The sequence below is a fragment of the Bacillus sp. EB V-12 genome, assembly GCF_056158125.1.
Map to the genome: position 1 here is coordinate 900,398 of NZ_JBUXJL010000001.1, position 18,095 is coordinate 918,492.

19 protein-coding genes are annotated in these 18,095 nt (G+C 34.4%); 16 read left to right on the forward strand and 3 right to left on the reverse strand.

Features of this window, described 5'->3' with window-relative positions; all coding sequences use genetic code 11:
• Positions 1-13 precede the first annotated feature (13 nt).
• The 9 genes from ACZDYH_RS04725 (at position 14) to ACZDYH_RS04765 (ending at position 8,380) form a co-directional block, all read left to right on the forward strand.
• Complete coding sequence (locus tag ACZDYH_RS04725) at positions 14-1,021, forward strand: FecCD family ABC transporter permease (RefSeq protein WP_001173042.1); 1,008 nt, start codon at positions 14-16, stop codon at positions 1,019-1,021.
• Positions 1,014-2,036 carry a FecCD family ABC transporter permease gene (locus ACZDYH_RS04730; RefSeq protein WP_000920450.1) on the forward strand — a complete coding sequence of 341 codons (1,023 nt, stop codon included), beginning with the start codon at positions 1,014-1,016 and terminating at the stop codon, positions 2,034-2,036. The genes ACZDYH_RS04725 and ACZDYH_RS04730 overlap by 8 nt, the downstream gene beginning before the upstream one ends.
• Positions 2,037-2,050: 14 nt before the next feature.
• A complete protein-coding gene (locus tag ACZDYH_RS04735; protein ID WP_000025772.1) occupies positions 2,051-2,872 on the forward strand; it encodes an ABC transporter ATP-binding protein in 822 nt (273 codons plus the stop codon).
• Between the two features lie 17 nt (positions 2,873-2,889).
• Positions 2,890-3,708, forward strand: coding sequence for an alpha/beta hydrolase (locus ACZDYH_RS04740; RefSeq protein WP_001098702.1), 819 nt, complete (start codon positions 2,890-2,892; stop codon positions 3,706-3,708).
• 248 nt (positions 3,709-3,956) lie between these two features.
• The gene (locus ACZDYH_RS04745; protein ID WP_000849104.1) at positions 3,957-4,184 is read left to right on the forward strand and encodes a hypothetical protein; all 228 of its coding nucleotides are present in this window, start codon (positions 3,957-3,959) and stop codon (positions 4,182-4,184) included.
• Positions 4,185-4,511: 327 nt separating this feature from the next.
• A complete protein-coding gene (locus tag ACZDYH_RS04750; RefSeq protein ID WP_000349636.1) occupies positions 4,512-4,814 on the forward strand; it encodes a metal-sensing transcriptional repressor in 303 nt (100 codons plus the stop codon).
• 204 nt (positions 4,815-5,018) lie between these two features.
• Positions 5,019-5,225, forward strand: a complete 207-nt coding sequence (copZ, locus tag ACZDYH_RS04755) for a copper chaperone CopZ (protein ID WP_000436973.1) — start codon at positions 5,019-5,021, stop codon at positions 5,223-5,225.
• A gap of 95 nt (positions 5,226-5,320) precedes the next feature.
• Positions 5,321-7,741: a heavy metal translocating P-type ATPase gene (locus tag ACZDYH_RS04760; RefSeq protein WP_046392960.1), complete on the forward strand. Its 2,421-nt coding sequence runs from the start codon at positions 5,321-5,323 to the stop codon at positions 7,739-7,741.
• 156 nt (positions 7,742-7,897) lie between these two features.
• Complete coding sequence (locus ACZDYH_RS04765; protein WP_434712594.1) at positions 7,898-8,380, forward strand: GNAT family N-acetyltransferase; 483 nt, start codon at positions 7,898-7,900, stop codon at positions 8,378-8,380.
• Between the two features lie 15 nt (positions 8,381-8,395).
• Here the strand turns inward: ACZDYH_RS04765 and ACZDYH_RS04770 are convergent, their stop codons facing one another.
• Together ACZDYH_RS04770 and ACZDYH_RS04775 are read right to left on the reverse strand one after the other, a co-directional pair.
• Entirely contained in the window at positions 8,396-8,668 is a 273-nt protein-coding gene (locus tag ACZDYH_RS04770; RefSeq protein WP_001043904.1) for an HU family DNA-binding protein, read from the reverse strand.
• A gap of 139 nt (positions 8,669-8,807) precedes the next feature.
• Positions 8,808-9,623, reverse strand: a complete 816-nt coding sequence (locus tag ACZDYH_RS04775) for a formate/nitrite transporter family protein (protein ID WP_016123260.1) — start codon at positions 9,621-9,623, stop codon at positions 8,808-8,810.
• Between the two features lie 193 nt (positions 9,624-9,816).
• Here ACZDYH_RS04775 and ACZDYH_RS04780 point away from each other — a divergent pair, with 193 nt between their 5' ends.
• Positions 9,817-10,710, forward strand: a complete 894-nt coding sequence (locus ACZDYH_RS04780) for a metallophosphoesterase (RefSeq protein ID WP_166694714.1) — start codon at positions 9,817-9,819, stop codon at positions 10,708-10,710.
• A gap of 199 nt (positions 10,711-10,909) precedes the next feature.
• Here ACZDYH_RS04780 and ACZDYH_RS04785 read toward each other — a convergent pair whose 3' ends face one another.
• Positions 10,910-11,992, reverse strand: coding sequence for a chitinase (locus ACZDYH_RS04785; RefSeq protein WP_000932436.1), 1,083 nt, complete (start codon positions 11,990-11,992; stop codon positions 10,910-10,912).
• Between the two features lie 270 nt (positions 11,993-12,262).
• On the opposite strand from ACZDYH_RS04785, the gene gabP reads away from it, so the two are divergent.
• From gabP to pfkB, 6 genes are all read left to right on the forward strand, one after another.
• Positions 12,263-13,651, forward strand: coding sequence for a GABA permease (gabP, locus tag ACZDYH_RS04790; protein WP_166694713.1), 1,389 nt, complete (start codon positions 12,263-12,265; stop codon positions 13,649-13,651).
• Between the two features lie 140 nt (positions 13,652-13,791).
• The gene (locus ACZDYH_RS04795) at positions 13,792-14,130 is read left to right on the forward strand and encodes a hypothetical protein (protein WP_002026213.1); all 339 of its coding nucleotides are present in this window, start codon (positions 13,792-13,794) and stop codon (positions 14,128-14,130) included.
• A gap of 318 nt (positions 14,131-14,448) precedes the next feature.
• Entirely contained in the window at positions 14,449-14,991 is a 543-nt protein-coding gene (locus tag ACZDYH_RS04800; RefSeq protein WP_000228315.1) for a DUF420 domain-containing protein, read from the forward strand.
• A gap of 117 nt (positions 14,992-15,108) precedes the next feature.
• Positions 15,109-16,272 carry an iron-containing alcohol dehydrogenase gene (locus tag ACZDYH_RS04805; RefSeq protein WP_025708990.1) on the forward strand — a complete coding sequence of 388 codons (1,164 nt, stop codon included), beginning with the start codon at positions 15,109-15,111 and terminating at the stop codon, positions 16,270-16,272.
• A 157-nt stretch (positions 16,273-16,429) separates the two neighbouring features.
• Positions 16,430-17,182 (forward strand): DeoR/GlpR family DNA-binding transcription regulator, encoded by a 753-nt coding sequence (locus tag ACZDYH_RS04810; protein ID WP_016123256.1) that lies wholly within the window; start codon positions 16,430-16,432, stop codon positions 17,180-17,182.
• A complete protein-coding gene (gene pfkB, locus ACZDYH_RS04815) occupies positions 17,179-18,090 on the forward strand; it encodes a 1-phosphofructokinase (protein ID WP_006922254.1) in 912 nt (303 codons plus the stop codon). The genes ACZDYH_RS04810 and pfkB overlap by 4 nt, the downstream gene beginning before the upstream one ends.
• Positions 18,091-18,095 lie beyond the last annotated feature (5 nt).

An 18,095-nucleotide genomic window follows, 5' to 3' on the forward strand; every position in this document is an offset into this window, starting at 1 on the left:
TGCGTTGAATGATATGCAGAAAACAAATGCAGTACCAGTAACTATATTATGTATAGCACCCATACTCATCTTATTTACAATTATACTTTCGATTTTGTATGGGGCAAAAAGTATTGACGCTGAAACAGTGTGGAACGCATTATTTCATTTTGATTCAAGCGATGTAAATCATAATATTATTATTACTTCACGTTTACCAAGGGTAGTTGCAGCTCTTTTAGTCGGAGCATTTCTAGCCATATCAGGAGCACTTATGCAGGGGATGACAAGAAACTATCTTGCATCCCCTTCTATTATGGGTGTGACGGATGGCGCTGCCTTTGTTATTACACTTAGCATGATTTTTCTTCCGGGAATGTCATCAATTGGTATGGTTGTATGTTCAATGATTGGTTCTGCACTAGGAGCCGGTATCGTATTTGGTTTTGGTTCGCTCCTTCAAAATGGCTTATCACCAGTTAGGTTAGCGATTATAGGAACAGTTATTGGAACATTTTTAAGTAGTGTATCGGCTGCAATGGCTTCGTATTTCCAAATTTCTCAAAATGTTAGTTTTTGGTTTAATGCAAAGTTAGATCAAGTAGATCCTAATATCATTAAAATCACGATACCGTTTGGGATAATTGGAATAATTTTAGCATTGTTAATATCAAAATCAATTACCATTCTTTCATTAGGCGAAGAGGTTTCTATTAATTTAGGGCAACGTACAAAACTAGTTAAAGCGATGGCAATTTTATCGGTAATTTTCTTAACAGGAACAGCAGTTGCTTTAGTGGGGAAAGTTGGTTTTGTAGGTTTAATTATTCCGCACATTACGCGCTTTATAATTGGGGTAGATTATAAGTGGATTTTGCCATGTGCAGGTGTTATTGGTGGCGTTTTCTTAGCGTTATGTGACGTTTTGAGTAGATTTGTAAACTATCCATTTGAAACACCTATTGGAGTCGTTACCTCTTTAATTGGAATTCCTTTCTTCCTTTATTTAATCCGTACTAGAGGAGGAGAGAGACATGCTTAAAAGTTCAAGTCAACGTTTCGGAATGACGATGGGGATTATTATATTTTTAATACTATGTGCTATTTATATTAGTTTAACAAATGGTACGTTCGACATTACGATTACAGATGTATTTAAAACACTGTTTAGAATTGATCCAGTACCAGAACATGATTTAGTTATTTTTGAGTTTCGTCTTCCGCGTATCGTAATTGCTGGATTAGTAGGATTAGGCCTTGGTGTTGCAGGTGCTGTTATTCAAGGGATTACGAGAAATGGATTGGCGGACCCAGGTATTTTAGGCGTAAATGCCGGAGCGGGAACAGCGATTGTCATTTTTATGTTTTTCTTTCAAGGACAATTAAAAAGCACAGACTGGGTTTCTATTATGATGATGCCAATGTTTGGTTTAGTAGGCGGATTAGGTGCAGCTATCATCATTTATCTGTTTTCTTGGAAAAACGGTAAATTAGATTCGCAGCGACTTTTATTAACAGGGATTGCAATTGGATCGGGATTTGGAGCTTTTTCTATGTACTTATCACTCAAAATGAAGTCAACTGATTTCGAGATGGCTGCAGTGTGGGTGTCTGGAAGCATATATAGTGCGAACTGGAAGTATATTGTGGCTATGTTACCATGGCTTATTATCTTAATTCCACTTATACAAAAGAAAGCTTATTTATTAGATTTATTCCAATTGGAAGAAACGAGTATTACAAGTTTAGGTGTTTCAGTAGAAAGAGAGAAATCGATTTTATTATTAAGCAGTATCGGGCTTGTGAGTGCATGTGTTGCTGTTTCAGGGAGTATCGGTTTTATTGGCTTAATGGCACCGCATATAGCGAAAAGACTTGTCGGTATTCAACATAAGTATATAATTCCTACGTGCGGCGTAATCGGAATGTTTCTTGTAATTGCCTCAGACTTTATTGCAAAAACAGTTTTCACACCTGTAGAGTTACCAGTTGGAATCGTTATTTCTATTGTCGGTGTACCGTATTTCTTATATTTACTTTATAAGGCGAAAGCGTAAGAGGAGGAATAAAAGTGAGTATTTTAAGTGCAAAAAATTTAGAAACAAGTTATGAAAAGCTTACAGTGTTTCGCGATTTAAATGTGGAAATACAAGAAGGAAAAGTAACGACAATTATAGGGCCAAACGGTTGCGGTAAATCGACATTGTTAAAAACAATGGGAAGAATTTTAAAACAAAAAAGCGGAAAAGTATACTTGCAAGGGCAAGATTTACATACAATTTCAACGAAAGAAATTGCGAAGCAGTTAGCTTTACTCCCGCAAACTCCAATTGCACCAGGTGAACTTAAAGTGGAAGAATTAATTTCTTATGGACGCTATCCACATCGAAATAACGTAAATAAGTTAACCACAAAAGATAAAGAAATGATTGATTGGGCATTAAATATAACGAAAACTTCTGAATTTCGAACGAGACAAATTGCAAATTTATCAGGTGGTCAAAGACAAAAGGTATGGCTAGCGATGGCATTAGCACAAGAGACAGAAGTGTTGCTATTAGATGAGCCAACTACATACCTTGATATGTCTCATCAATTAGATGTATTACAAATTGTGGAGAAGTTAAATAAAGAACATAATTGTACGGTTGTTATGGTATTACATGATATTAACCATGCAGCAAGATTTTCAGATGAAATTATTGCAATGAAGGAAGGAGAAATTGTTACAACTGGTAGCCCGGAAGAAATCATTACAAATGAAGTGTTAAAAGAAGTATTTCATATTGATGCACGTGTCATGATTGATCCGTATAACGGGGCTCCTGTTTGTTTCGGTTATGATAGCGTTGTATCTGAAGAAGAAAAAATCGAAATATATGTAACAAGTTAAAAAAGAGGGGGAATAGGGTGAATACTACAGTTGAAAAACAGCAGATTATAACATCTAATACAGAGCAGTGGAAAATGTATTCAAAATTAGAAGGTAAGGAATATCAAATTCATATTTCAAAGCCGAGGCAACCAGCACCGGATTCAGGATATCCTGTCATTTACGTATTAGATGGCAATGCCTTTTTTCAAACATTTCATGAAGCAGTTAAAATACAATCAGTAAGAGCGGAAAAAACCGGTGTTTCACCAGCTATTATAGTAGGAGTGGGTTATCCAATTGAAGGCGCATTTTCAGGGGAAGAAAGGTGCTATGATTTTACGCCTAGCGTAATTTCAAAAGATGCCCCTTTAAAACCAGACGGTAAACCGTGGCCTAAAACAGGAGGAGCACATAATTTCTATACTTTTATTGAAGAAGAACTGAAACCACAAATTGAAAAGAATTTTGAGATTGATAAAAGTAAGCAAACGTTATTTGGACATTCTTTAGGTGGACTATTTGCTCTTTATATACTATTTACAAACTTAAATGCTTTTCAAAATTATTTTATTAGTAGTCCATCTATATGGTGGAATAATAAATCCGTACTTGAAAAAGAAGAGAACCTTATACATGAATTAAACAATGCTAAGTTTGAAACAGGAGTGTTCCTTACAGTTGGGTCACTAGAACGAGAGCATATGGTTGTAGGTGCAAATGAATTATCAGAGCGCCTTCTCCAAGTAAACCACGATAAACTTAAATTTAAGTTTTATGAAGCTGAAGGGGAGAATCATGCATCTGTTGTGCCGACGTCTTTAAGTAAAGGATTGAGGTTTATTAGTTACGTATAGGAAAAAAGGTTATGGATAAAACATTCCATAACCTTTTTTAATATGTAGAATTGTCCTTTTCGAAAGTTTTGTTTCAACTTTTCGTCTAAAGAGACAAAAAGTTGTCACAAATCGGTCACAATTAGCATAAACATAAAATAGACGAAATGAACTTATTTCCAAAAAGGCTTGGTTTATTTCAATCATGATTCGTAGAGTTGAAAAAGCATGGATTAAAAGTTCACTATATTCCCAAGGAGGTAGATCGTATGAAAACAATTCTTGCTATCGCTGGACTTATTTGGGTTTTATCGCATGGCATCCCAATTTATGAAGGAGAACAAATTCGCAGTGCTCTGAATAAAAATTTTAATGAATATCATATCATTAATCGGCAAGATAATGTTGTGACAGTTCGAGTGAATGATTGTTTTCATACGGTAACCGTTGAAGGAACTTCAGTAGTGAATGATACAAAAGTATGTGATCAGCAATAATTATATATGGAAAGAAAAATTCTAGGGTTAAATATCTGAAAATTAAAATTAAAAAATTATAGACGAAGAATAAGCGGGGGCGGTTAATCCCCGCTTATTCTTGTTTCACTTTATTGAATTTTGATGAGAGATATAATGATTTTGTGACAAAAAGGAAAGGGTATACTGAAAATTGAGATTAAGAAGCTAAGGAGTTGTTAAGAATAATCATAAAGTGTAAATATACTCTTATGGGGTATCATGCGTAGATATTTAATGCTATAATTGGTATACTCATAAAAAACAATTGTTTTATTGAATGAAGAGAAACTTTAAGAAGGTGATAATATGGATCATAAAGAGCATGAAGCAGTAACACATAGATCAGAAAAAGAAAAAGAACAGATTATAAATAGATTAAAGAGAATTGAAGGACAGGTCCGCGGTATTCAAAATATGATTGAAAATGATCGTTATTGCGTGGATATTTTAGTGCAAATTTCAGCGATTAATGCAGCGATGAAAAAAGTAGGAATGGGTGTATTAAAAAACCATACAAGTCATTGTGTTTCAGGTGCTATTAAAGATGGCAATGGTGACGAAGCAATTGAAGAATTAATGACTGTATTTGAACGTTTTTCAAAAGCGTAAAAACAAGCTAGTATGTCACTGGCTTGTTTTTTTGTTTACCTTCATAATAAGATCTCGGCGTATTGATATGAAAAAGTGTGTGTAAAATAAACTTTTAGAAAATAATTGAAAAATCATGATATAAAACCATTGATTACCTTAGGGGGGTATGGTAAGATGTAATTGTGATTAACAAACAATGAATAAACAAGAGGAGGATTTTAAATGGAACAGTTAACATTACAGGTTGAAGGTATGTCTTGTGGACATTGTGTAAATGCTATCGAAAGCAGTGTGAAAGAGCTAAACGGTGTTGAACAAGTGAAGGTTCAATTAGCAGAAGGAACTGTTGAAGTTACTATCGACTCGTCTGCCGTAACATTAAAAGATATCGTTGCTGTAATCGAAGACCAAGGATACGATGTTCAATAATTATTTTTAGATATGGAAATAAATCGTACTTTAAATGAAGTACGATTTATTTTGCTAATCATTATACCTCATAAGGGTATATAGAGGTGAGAGACATGAATGAAAAAAAAGAGGCCAATCTTCAAATATCGGGAATGACATGTGCGGCATGTGCAAATAGAATTGAAAAAGGTCTAAAAAAAGTAGAAGGTGTTCATGAGGCAAATGTAAATTTTGCACTTGAAAAAACAAAAATAATGTACGATCCAACTAAAACAAATCCGCAACAGTTTAAAGAAAAAGTTGAATCGTTAGGATATGGAATTGTAAGTGATAAAGCTGAATTTACTGTTTCAGGAATGACATGTGCAGCATGTGCAAATAGAGTTGAAAAGCGTTTAAATAAGTTAGATGGTGTGAACAAAGCGACAGTAAATTTTGCTTTAGAATCAGCTACAGTAGACTTTAATCCTGATGAAGTTAATGTAAATGAAATGAAGAGTACGATTACGAAGCTAGGATATAAATTAGAAGTGAAACCAGATGATCAAGATGCATCAACTGATCATCGATTACAAGAAATTGAAAGACAAAAGAAGAAGTTTATTATTTCGTTTATTTTATCTTTCCCATTATTGTGGGCAATGGTTAGTCATTTCTCATTTACGTCGTTTATTTATTTACCAGATATGTTAATGAACCCTTGGGTGCAACTAGCACTTGCAACTCCTGTTCAATTTATCATTGGTGGACAGTTTTATGTTGGAGCTTATAAAGCGTTACGTAATAAAAGTGCGAATATGGATGTTCTCGTGGCGCTTGGAACGTCGGCCGCGTATTTCTATAGTGTATATTTAAGTATTCAATCTATTGGTTCTTCGAAACATATGACAGATTTATATTTTGAAACGAGTGCGGTACTTATTACATTAATTATTTTAGGTAAATTATTTGAAGCGAAAGCAAAAGGGCGCTCATCAGAAGCAATTAAAAAATTGATGGGTTTACAAGCGAAGACAGCTACAGTTGTGCGAGATGGAACAGAAATAAAAATTTTGATTGAAGAAGTAGTAGCTGGTGATATCGTCTATGTAAAGCCTGGTGAAAAAATACCAGTAGATGGTGAGATTGTAGAAGGAAAGTCAGCAATTGATGAATCGATGTTAACGGGTGAAAGTATTCCTGTTGATAAGTCAATTGGGGATGTAGTAATAGGTTCGACAATAAATAAAAATGGATTTTTAAAAGTGAAAGCAACTAAGGTAGGAAGAGATACTGCATTAGCTCAAATTATTAAAGTAGTAGAAGAGGCACAAGGTTCAAAAGCTCCTATTCAAAGGGTAGCAGATCAAATTTCAGGTATTTTCGTACCGGTTGTAGTTGTGATTGCGATTATCACATTTGCAGTATGGATGATATTTGTTACACCTGGTGATTTTGGCGGAGCACTTGAGAAAATGATAGCAGTACTTGTTATTGCTTGTCCATGTGCATTAGGTCTTGCAACGCCTACATCTATTATGGCAGGATCAGGAAGATCGGCTGAGTATGGTATTTTATTTAAAGGTGGAGAGCATTTAGAAGCAACGCACCGATTAGATACGGTTATTTTAGATAAAACGGGTACAGTGACAAATGGGAAGCCGGTATTAACAGATGTAATTGTAGCAGATGGATTCAATGAAAATGAACTGCTTAGATTAGTAGGGGCAGCAGAAAGAAATTCTGAACATCCGCTTGCAGAAGCGATTGTAGAAGGAATTAAAGAAAAGAAAATTGATATCCCAAGTTCAGAAACGTTTGAAGCGATTCCGGGATTTGGTATCCAATCAGTTGTAGAAGGAAAACACTTATTAATTGGTACACGTCGATTAATGAAGAAATTCAATATTGATATTGAAGAAGTTTCTAAATCAATGGAAGCGCTAGAACGAGAAGGAAAAACAGCAATGCTTATTGCAATCGATAAAGAATATGCTGGTATAGTTGCCGTTGCAGATACTGTGAAAGATACTTCAAAAGCAGCTATCGCAAGACTGAAAAAAATGGGTCTAGACGTTGTGATGATTACAGGAGATAATACACAAACTGCTCAGGCAATTGCAAAGCAAGTTGGTATTGATCACGTAATTGCAGAAGTATTGCCAGAAGGAAAAGCAGAAGAAGTGAAAAAACTGCAAGCAAATGGTAAGAAAGTAGCGATGGTTGGAGACGGGATAAATGATGCTCCTGCTCTTGCTACAGCGAACATTGGTATGGCAATTGGAACGGGAACGGATGTAGCGATGGAAGCAGCGGATATAACGTTAATCCGTGGTGACTTAAATAGTATTGCTGATGCGATATTTATGAGTAAAATGACGATAAGAAATATTAAACAAAATTTATTCTGGGCATTAGCTTATAACGCGTTAGGAATTCCAATTGCGGCATTAGGTTTCTTAGCCCCTTGGGTTGCTGGAGCAGCGATGGCATTTAGTTCTGTATCCGTTGTATTAAATGCATTACGATTACAAAGAGTTAAATTAAAATCTTAAAAAGCTACATTAAGTAATTGAATAGAATTAAAAAACAATACTTGAATAAGTATTGTTTTTTTGTTCGTATAGAAATTAAAACGATATAATAAAGCAGAAATATAGAATCGTATGTAGTAGAAAAGTTAAGAGGTAGTTTGGTAAGGAGACTTATATATGTTAAAAGATATTATAATTAGAACATTCCAGAAAAAAGATTTAGATCAAGTATTACAATTGTTTTATGAAACAGTTCATACGGTTAATGCAAAAGATTATAATGAGTTACAGCTACAGGCGTGGGCACCGGAGCGACTAGATAGAGAAAATTGGTTACAGTCTTTAGAAAAGAATATTAGCTATGTAGCCGATCATAAAGGTATGATTGTGGGGTTTGGGGATTATAACGATGATCGTTACGTAGATCGTTTATTTACGCATAAAGATTATCAAGGGAAAAGAGTCGCTTCATACATACTACAGAAGTTAGAAAAAGAAGCAGTGAACTTGGGACATAGGGAGATATATACAGAGGCGAGCATTACCGCAAAACCTTTTTTTGAAAGTAAAGATTTTATTTGCATAAAAGAACAAAAGAAACAGCATAATGGTCAGATTTTTATTAATTATGTTATGAAAAAATATCCTTCTCATTTATGAGAAGGATATTTTTCATTATTTTACAGCTTCTTTTAGTTCTTTACCAGCTTTGAAAGCAGGTACTTTAGAAGCTGCGATTTGCATTTCTTCACCAGTTTGTGGGTTACGGCCTGTACGAGCAGCTCTTTCGCGAACTTCGAATGTACCGAATCCGATAAGTTGTACTTTTTCACCAGCAGCTAAAGTGTTAGTGATTGATTCTACTACAGTTTGTACAACTACAGTAGCTTCTTTTTGAGAAATCTCAGCATTTTGTGCTACGTTTTTAATTAATTCTGTTTTGTTCATGTTTTTCACCTCATATGTAAATAATGCTATTTAAGTTGTTATTATAACGTATAAAACATTCGAGAACAAGTGTACGTACATATATTCGCAAAAAAAATGAAATTTGTAATATTTTTAGGGTTCTTTATAGACATTCTATTTAAGCCGACAGAGATTTGTTCTTCATTTCAGTCTTCTCTTGATAAGAAGATAGTTTCTTATTATAAGATATGAAGTAAGGTAGTGCTACAAATAACATACCTCCTACTAAATTTCCAAAGAAAACAAAAATAAAGTTTGGAAAATATTCAGCCCAAGTGAAATGACCGGCAAAAATTGCGGCTGGGATGACAAACATATTTGCTACAACGTGTTGAAATCCAATCGCAACAAAAGTCATAACTGGGAACCAAATACCGATAATCTTTCCGATAAATTCTTTACTTCCCATACTGAGCCAAACAGCTAAACAAACGAGCCAATTACATCCGATTGCAGAAATAAATGCTTGCAATGGTGTATCTTGTAGTTTCACTTGAGCGATAGAAATAGTTTTCGCTAAAAAAGCTCCTTCAGTTAAGCCAACGATATGACCGAAAAAATAGGCTACAAATACAGCTCCTATGAAATTGCTAAATGTAACAATAACTAAATTTCGTATGAAATAAAATAAAGTAATTTTCTTTTGGAGCCAGGCCATAGAAACTGTCATCATGTTACCAGTTACTAGTTCACCGCCTGCAAGAATAACGAGAATAAGACCAACAGGGAATACAGCAGCGCCTAGAAAACTAGAAAATGATCCCCAATATTTTGGCATTGTCCCAATAACATGAATATCGAGTAAATACCCTAATGCGATAAAAGCACCGCCAAAAAAACCGAGAATTAGCATAGGGAGTAATGATAAATGAGCTTTTTTCCTTCCGGAATTCGCAGCAAGTTCCGTAATTTCTTCTGGTGTAAATACAGACATGAATAACCCCTCCGTAATAAAATGATGGAATGAATAGAAAAAATTTCGAAAATCTATGTATTATAAAAATATGTTATGACTTCTGTATAAAATTGTCAAAGTGAATAGAGAGGGAATTACATATTGATAACATTGTTCATGTTGTCACATGAATGTAACAATAAGGATTTAAAGTGTTTCTAGAGGTGAAAACATGAATACGAATCATGTAAAAAAAGAACGAAAAAAATCAATCGTAAAGATATTTATTATTAGTTTTATAAGTATATTAATGATACCAGTAAGTTTGTATTATTATGCGACAGAAATAGAACGAAAACTAGTAACAGTTACGTGGAATGAAATAGAAGCTTCTGCAATTCCTAAAGAATTTAATAATAAAAAAATGTTACAGTTTTCAGATGTACATTTAGGGCCAGAGTTTACATTGAAGCAACTTGAACATTTGGTGGAGAAGATGAATGAATTACATCCAGATATAGTAGTTTTTACCGGAGATTTAATAGATAAATTTGGTTCTTATAGTGCAGAAAGAGAGGAAGCGAAGGCTATTTTGCAGAAAATTTATGCTCCCTTAGGGAAATATGCTGTGTTTGGGAATCATGATAGGGGCGGGGGCGGTAGTTTATTTTACAAAAGATATATGGAGGAAGCTGGTTTTTCTGTATTAGTAAATGAAGTGCAGAAAATTAAAGTGGAAAACGGCAAATATATTACAATATCAGGTTTGGATGATTTTCTATTAGGGAAGCCGAAAATAGATTCAACTTTAAAAAACTTGAAACAAAATGATTTTAACATGTTATTAGTACATGAGCCGGATGTTGTAACCAAAATAAATCGTTACCCAGTTAATCTTCAACTGTCAGGACATAGTCACGGAGGACAAGTCCAAATCCCTTTTGTAGGTCCGTTAATTACTACCAAACTAGCTGAGAGCTATGTTGAAGGTATGTATGAAGTGGAGGGGAAGAGTAAGCAGTTATATTTATATGTAAATCGTGGTATTGGGACTACTAGGATGCCTGTTAGATTTTGTAGTGTACCTGAACTTTCAGTTTTTGTGTTGAAGCAAAAGAGTGACTAGAATATTTAACAATACGATTCCAAGGAACGTGCGATGTTGGGCGATGGAAAACAGTTTCTTGAAACTTTAGATGTGACAAAGTAGTTTTCATAAATAAAAAACAACAATAGGACCTATAAAGGGTCCTATTGCTGTTTTTATCCTGCATTGATTGCCCATAAATGTCCGATTGATGGGGGCTAATTATAGTTTTACTTTGTTATTTTTGCAAGGAAAGACCATCAAAATATGTTCTATAGTTATTTGAGAATTCGAAGTTGTTTTTTGCATCCCAATTAATAGACCAAGACATTAGGCCGCGGAATGCAGGATAGCCACTCTGGTTAGAAAGTTTATACTTTCCTCCGAACGGAACTCCTTTAATGATATAATTTAAAGCTTTTTTCATTTCAGTTGGCGAAATGTATCCACCACTTGGAGCTGCCGCTGGTGCTGCTGGAAGCCCAATCATGACTTGATCTGAACGAAGAGCTGGGAAAATGTTATTTGCATTACCACCTACAGGAAAACCATGTAAGAGCATATCTGCCATAGCGACCTCGTAGTCTGCAGTACCTTGATTGTAGTTATTACCGTCCATTCCAATCCCGCTACCAGCGTTGTAGTGTTGAACATGAATGTATGTTAGTTTATCTTTCACTCCGTAAATAATTGGTAAATATGCACCCCATATGCTTCCATATGCGCTATAACCGCCTTGAACATAAGCTGTTTCAGGAGCCATGCTTAATAGAAAATCTGGACCATAATGATCTGAGATTGTTCGAATAGCTGATATAAGATTTACGATTTGGGGAGTAGTTGGATTTTTGAAATTAGTATCATTTCCGTTTAAGTAAATACCTGATTCAAGGTCAATATCTATTCCATCAAAACCGTATTTATCGATTAGAGACTGTATGGAATTAATAAAACGATCCTTAGCGGCATTGTCAGGAAGTAAAACGACTCCATTTTGTCCACCTATTGAAAGAACTACTTTCTTTCCTTTACTTTTTAAATAAGAAATATCTGATTTGAAGTCTGCATCTGTACCATACACAGGAGAAAATTCAACAGTGGAACGATCACCACCAGTTTCACCAAAAGATACATTGATTACATCCCATTTTGGTGAAACGTCTTTTAATTTAATAATGCCAGTACCGTTATCAAAGTTATGCCAATATCCAACGAGTAATTTTGAACCTAAATTGTTTGCTGCTTGTGCTTGGAAAGGGGATAGCGGTAGAAGTAAGAACATTACTAAAATACAACAAAAAAATTTGAACTTGTTTAACATATCAACACTCCTATACAAAAAGTTGTCTAGATGTATAATCTTGTTTATTTAATAATATCTGAAAATTCTTTCTTTTGTAAGGGGACTATAATTTTCTCAACAATTGTGTATGGGAAAGTATTAAACCTAATGTAATAATTTTTGAAGAAGGTTGAATTGTAATTGTTAAATTCAGAATATTTTGATATATTTTAACGTATAGAACAAAATCTTTCGCACAGTACTCTTACATAAGTTTCAAAATTTAGTTTGGAAGGGGATGTACAAGATTTGGATAAAAATCTAAAGAAAGACCTCAAAATACGCCACATTACAATGATTTCAATTGGCGGCGTAATAGGGGCTGGTTTGTTTGTTGGAAGTGGTGCAGTTGTACATTCGGCAGGACCAGGTTCTATCGTTTCATATGCATTAGCAGGACTTCTAGTCATTTTCGTCATGAGAATGCTAGGAGAAATGGCAGCTGTTAATCCGACAAGTGGTTCATTTGCAACGTATGCAAGAGAAGCGATTGGTCCTTGGGCGGGTTATACAATAGGCTGGTTATACTGGTTTTTTTGGGTAATTGTTATTGCAATAGAAGCCACAGCAGGTGCTGGTATTATCCAATATTGGATTCCACAAATACCGCTTTGGTTATTAAGTTTAATATTAACAATTTTATTAACGCTGACGAACGTTTTTTCGGTGAAATCATTTGGAGAGTTTGAATATTGGTTTTCTTTTATTAAAGTAATAAGTATTGTTTTGTTCCTTTGTCTAGGTCTTGCTGTTATTTTAGGATTTGTTCCAGGAACAGAAGCACCCGGCACTTCGAATTTAATTGGACAAGGTGGATTTATGCCAAACGGTATAAGTTCGGTCCTGCTTGGAATTACTGTTGTTATATTTTCATTTATGGGATCAGAGATTGTAGCAGTAGCCGCAGGTGAATCTGCAGAACCTGTAAAAGCAGTAAAAACAGCAACAAACAGTGTGATTTGGCGTATTCTTGTATTTTTTATTGGGTCTATAGCGGTAGTTGTTACGCTACTGCCATGGAATTCAGCAAACATATTAAAAAGTCCATTTGTAGCTGTACTTGAACATATAGGAATACCAGCGGCAGCACAAATTATGAATTTTATCGTTTTAACAGCTGTACTTTCTTGCTTAAATTCAGGCTTATATACAAATTCAAGAATGCTTTTTTCAATGGCAGAAAGAGGAGATGCTCCAAAGTCATTTTTAAAATTGAACAGTAGTGGTGTTCCCGTTCGAGCGGTTTTATTTGGAACTTTCTTCGCTTATATTGGAGTTGTGTTTAGTTACATTTCTCCAGATAAAGTCTTTTTGTTTTTAGTGAATGCATCTGGCGGGATTGCGTTACTAGTTTATCTCGTTATTGCAGTTTCGCATTTAAAGATGCGTAAAAAAATGGGGAAAGTAGAACAACAAAATTTGAAAGTGAAAATGTGGCTTTTTCCGTATGTAACGTATGTTACAATTGCTGCTATTATAGCAGTTTTAGTTGCGATGTTCGCAATTGATACTTTACGTTCACAAGCATTTTTAACAATGTTTGTTACTGTTCTTATCATACTTTCTTATTTTATTTTTAATAGAAATAAAAATATCACAGTTTTGCATCCTAAAAGTAAGAATGAGGAATCTGTTTGATTCTAATTTTCTTATTTTCGAAGAGAGTTACACCCAATCATTGCTATAAAAGAATCATATATAATCATAGAAACAAGTAATTACTATTGTCATAGTGAATATAAACTTTTTTCTTGACTTTTTATACGAAGGCGAGCAAAATGGTAAAAAAGGAAGGGGGGATGATGATGGAAGAGTACGTATTAGAGCTGTATAACCTGTTATATACGACAGAATGGCAAGATATTGTTTCGTTTCTAGGAATCGTATTTTGCATGAAAATTGTAATTGTATATATGGAAGAGCAAGGTATGTTCTATTCCTTCTCATCTCCGTTCGATGTGCAGCGCGAGCCGTTGCTAAACTATGCCAATGTGAATTACGAACAATTTCCTTTTGTAGTTTTCTTTATGATTCGATTTATTACAGCAATTGTAAGGAAAAAGGAAAGTGACGATGAAGAGTGCCACTCAACTTGTAATATAGCGAATGTTTTTTAAGCTAAATACAAGGAGGAGATTTATATGTGGTTTCGATTTCTTATGATTGGTTTCTTTTCATTAACAGCAATTTCATTAATGGGATATCAAGTGTCTGAAATTTTTCAAGCATATAGCGATACATTTTTTAACAAAAACTAATCGCATTGCTATTTGAATAATAAAGCGATAAAATCCTTCTTAAGAAGTTTTATTAAGAAGGATTTTTTTCTTTGTCTTGTCTTGCTGTGTCAAACTATTGTCACATTTACACTGTGAATAATATGTTAAAATAGTGAGGTTATGTATACATACTTGAAGGAAGAGGGAGTGACCATTTTGGTGGATCAATCAACAAATCAGAAAAGCTATGCTCCTATTGTGATAACGCTTTCTGTAATTGTAAATGCGATTATTTTATTTTTGTTCTTTGGACCTGTTGGCTATGAAGGAGAAGTACATTTTGATGTAACGATTTTACCAATGTTAAACGCGATTTTTAATAGCTTTACGTTCGTATTTTTATTAGCAGCGTTATTCTCTATTATTAAAAAGAATGTGAAAATGCATCGTGGTTTTATCCTTGCAGCATTTACGACAACTTTACTATTTTGTGTGTCGTATTTATCGTATCATTACTTAGCACCGGCAACACATTTTGGCGGAGAAGGATTCATTAAATATGTGTATTTCATCATTTTAATTACACATATTATCCTAGCAGCAATTATCGTACCACTTGCATTGTTTGCGCTTGTATTTGGTTTTACAAATCAATTAACACGTCACCGTAAAATTGTACGTTGGACGATGCCGATTTGGTTATATGTAAGTTTATCTGGTGTTATTGTTTACTTAATGATCTCACCTTATTACCAATAAAAAAATCTCAGCCTGTAGGCTGGGATTTTTTTATTAAGCAAATATTTTTGTGAAATGAAAAAAATATGGTATACAAAAGTATAGTTGCTTTTCATATAGAAGGGATGGTAAAGAAATATGCAAAATTTTGTATTTCGTAATCCAACGAAACTTATTTTCGGTAAAGGTCAATTAGAACAGTTAAAAACTGAAATTCCACAGTTCGGTAAAAAAGTTCTTCTCGTATACGGGGGAGGCAGCATTAAAAGAAACGGTATTTATGATAATGTAATTTCTATTTTAAAGGATATTAATGCAGAAGTATTTGAATTAACAGGTGTTGAACCGAATCCACGTGTATCAACTGTAAAGAAAGGGATTCAAATTTGTAAAGAGAATGGTGTTGAATTTATTTTAGCAGTTGGTGGAGGAAGTGTAATCGACTGTACGAAGGCAATTGCAGCTGGTAGTAAGTACGATGGAGATGTATGGGATATTGTAACGAAAAAAACATTTGCTAATGAGGCATTACCATTTGGTACTGTACTTACTCTTGCAGCAACAGGATCTGAAATGAATGCAGGCTCGGTAATTACAAACTGGGAAACGAATGAAAAGTATGGATGGGGTAGCCCGGTTACTTTCCCGCAGTTTTCGATTTTAGATCCAGTTCATACTACTTCTGTACCGAAAGATCAAACAATTTACGGTATGGTAGATATTATGTCGCACGTATTAGAACAATATTTCCATCATGGAACGAATACAGAACTACAAGATCGTTATTGTGAAGCTGTTTTAAAAACAGTAATTGAGACAGCTCCTAAGCTTTTAAGTGATTTAGAAAATTATGAGCATAGAGAAACTATTTTATATTGTGGTACTATGGCGTTAAACGGCATTTTAGCAATGGGAGTAAAAGGAGATTGGGCGACTCATAATATTGAGCATGCAGTTTCTGCTGTTCATGATATACCACACGGGGGTGGCCTTGCGATTTTATTCCCGAACTGGATGAAGCATGTTGTAGAGGAAAATGTAAGTCGTTTTAAACAGTTTGCTATTCGAGTATTCAATGTAGAAACAGATGGAAAGACTGATCGAGAAATTGCGTTAGAAGGAATTCAGGCGTTACGTCAATTTTGGACTTCAATTGAGGCGCCAGTAACATTATCTGATTACGCTATTGGAGAAAATGAAATTGATTTAATGGCGGATAAAGCGATGGCGTATGGTGAATTTGGTAACTTTAAAAAATTAAATAAAGATGATGTTTTAAGTATATATAAAGCTTCTTTATAAGTGAATTTAGAAAAGAAACCTATTTGATTGTTTGATCGAATAGGTTTCTTTTTGCTGTTTATAAACGTTTTTGGATGTTTTTGATTATTTTTGATTGTTTACGGTTGATTTTTGTGACCGTTTTCATTATACTGTAATCAAAGAAGAGGTGAATAAAATGTTAACTCCTGAACGTCATCAAATGATATTGCAACTTGTAAAAGAACAGAAAGTTGTAAAATTACAGCAATTAGTTGAAAGAACAGAAAGCTCTGAATCGACAATTCGCCGTGATTTAGCGCAATTGGAAAAGCAAAGGTTATTAAAAAGAGTTCATGGTGGTGCCGCTGTTTTAACAGGAAAAGGGCAAGAACCAACGATGGTTGAAAAATCATCCAAAAACATTCAAATAAAACAACAAATTGCTAAGTATGCGGCTAGCGTTATTGAACAAGGTGATTGTATTTATTTAGATGCAGGAAGTACAACATTTGAAATGATTCCATTTTTAATAAATAAAGATGTTACTGTCGTTACGAATGGACTTATGCATATTGAAGCTTTAGTTGAAAATAATATTCGTGCGTATTTACTAGGCGGAATGATGAAGAGTAGGACGAAAGCTTTAATCGGTGCTATGGCACAGGAAAGTATGCAGAAGTATCGTTTTGATAAATGTTTTTTAGGTGCAAATGGTGTACATGAACAGCTTGGCTTTACAACGCCAGATCCAGAAGAAGCGCTCTTAAAACAAATGGCATTAACATTAGCAAACGAAGGATATTTCTTAATTGATGAAAGTAAGTTTTCAGAAGTTGCATTTGCGAAAATTGCAAATGTTGAAGAAGCAAATATTATTACAAACCATTTAGAAATTGATTTAGAAAAATATAAACAACAAACCAATGTAATTGAGGCTGATAAACAATGATCTATACAGTTACTTTAAACCCATCTATTGATTATGTAGTGCAAGTTTCTTCTTTTGATTTAGGAACAATAAATCGAGCGGAGAAAGATATGAAGTTTCCTGGAGGAAAAGGAATTAATGTTTCTCGTGTTCTTCAGCGTTTAGGTGTTAAAAATATAGCACTTGGATTTACTGGTGGATTTACTGGTCAATTTATTAAAGAGGTATTACAGACGGAAGGTGTAACAACAAACTTCGTCCAAGTAGATGAAGATACTCGCATTAATGTGAAAATAAAAGGGGAAGAAGAAACAGAATTAAATGGCCAAGGTCCTATTGTAACAAAAGAGCAGTTCGAACAGTTAATGAAAAAAATTGAGAGTATGCAACCTGGAGATTGTGTTGTACTTGCTGGGAGTGTACCGGTCTCTATTCCAAGTACCTTTTACGAATCAATTGCTGCGTTTGGAGCTGAAAAAGGTATTCGTGTAGTAGTAGATGCAAGTGGAAGCGCACTGCAACATGTAATTAAAAATAAGCCATTTTTAATTAAGCCAAACCATCATGAACTTGGTGAGTTGTTTGGAGTGGAGCTTTCAACAGTAGAGGACGTTTTACCTTATGGAAGAAAATTAATTGAACAAGGTGTAAAACACGTTATCGTATCGATGGCTGGAGAGGGAGCTTTATTATTTACGGCAGAAGGTATATATGAAGCGACTGTTCCAAGAGGTGTTGTAATTAATTCAGTTGGGGCCGGAGATTCTCTTGTTGCAGGGTTTGTAGGCAAATATGAACAGACAAAAGATATTGAAAAGGCATTTCAATACGGCGTTGCAACAGGGAGTGCAACAGCATTTTCAGCTGATTTATGTAAGAAGGAAAAAGTAGAAGAATTATTGTCGCAAGTAATTGTAGCTAAGCGATAGGGGGA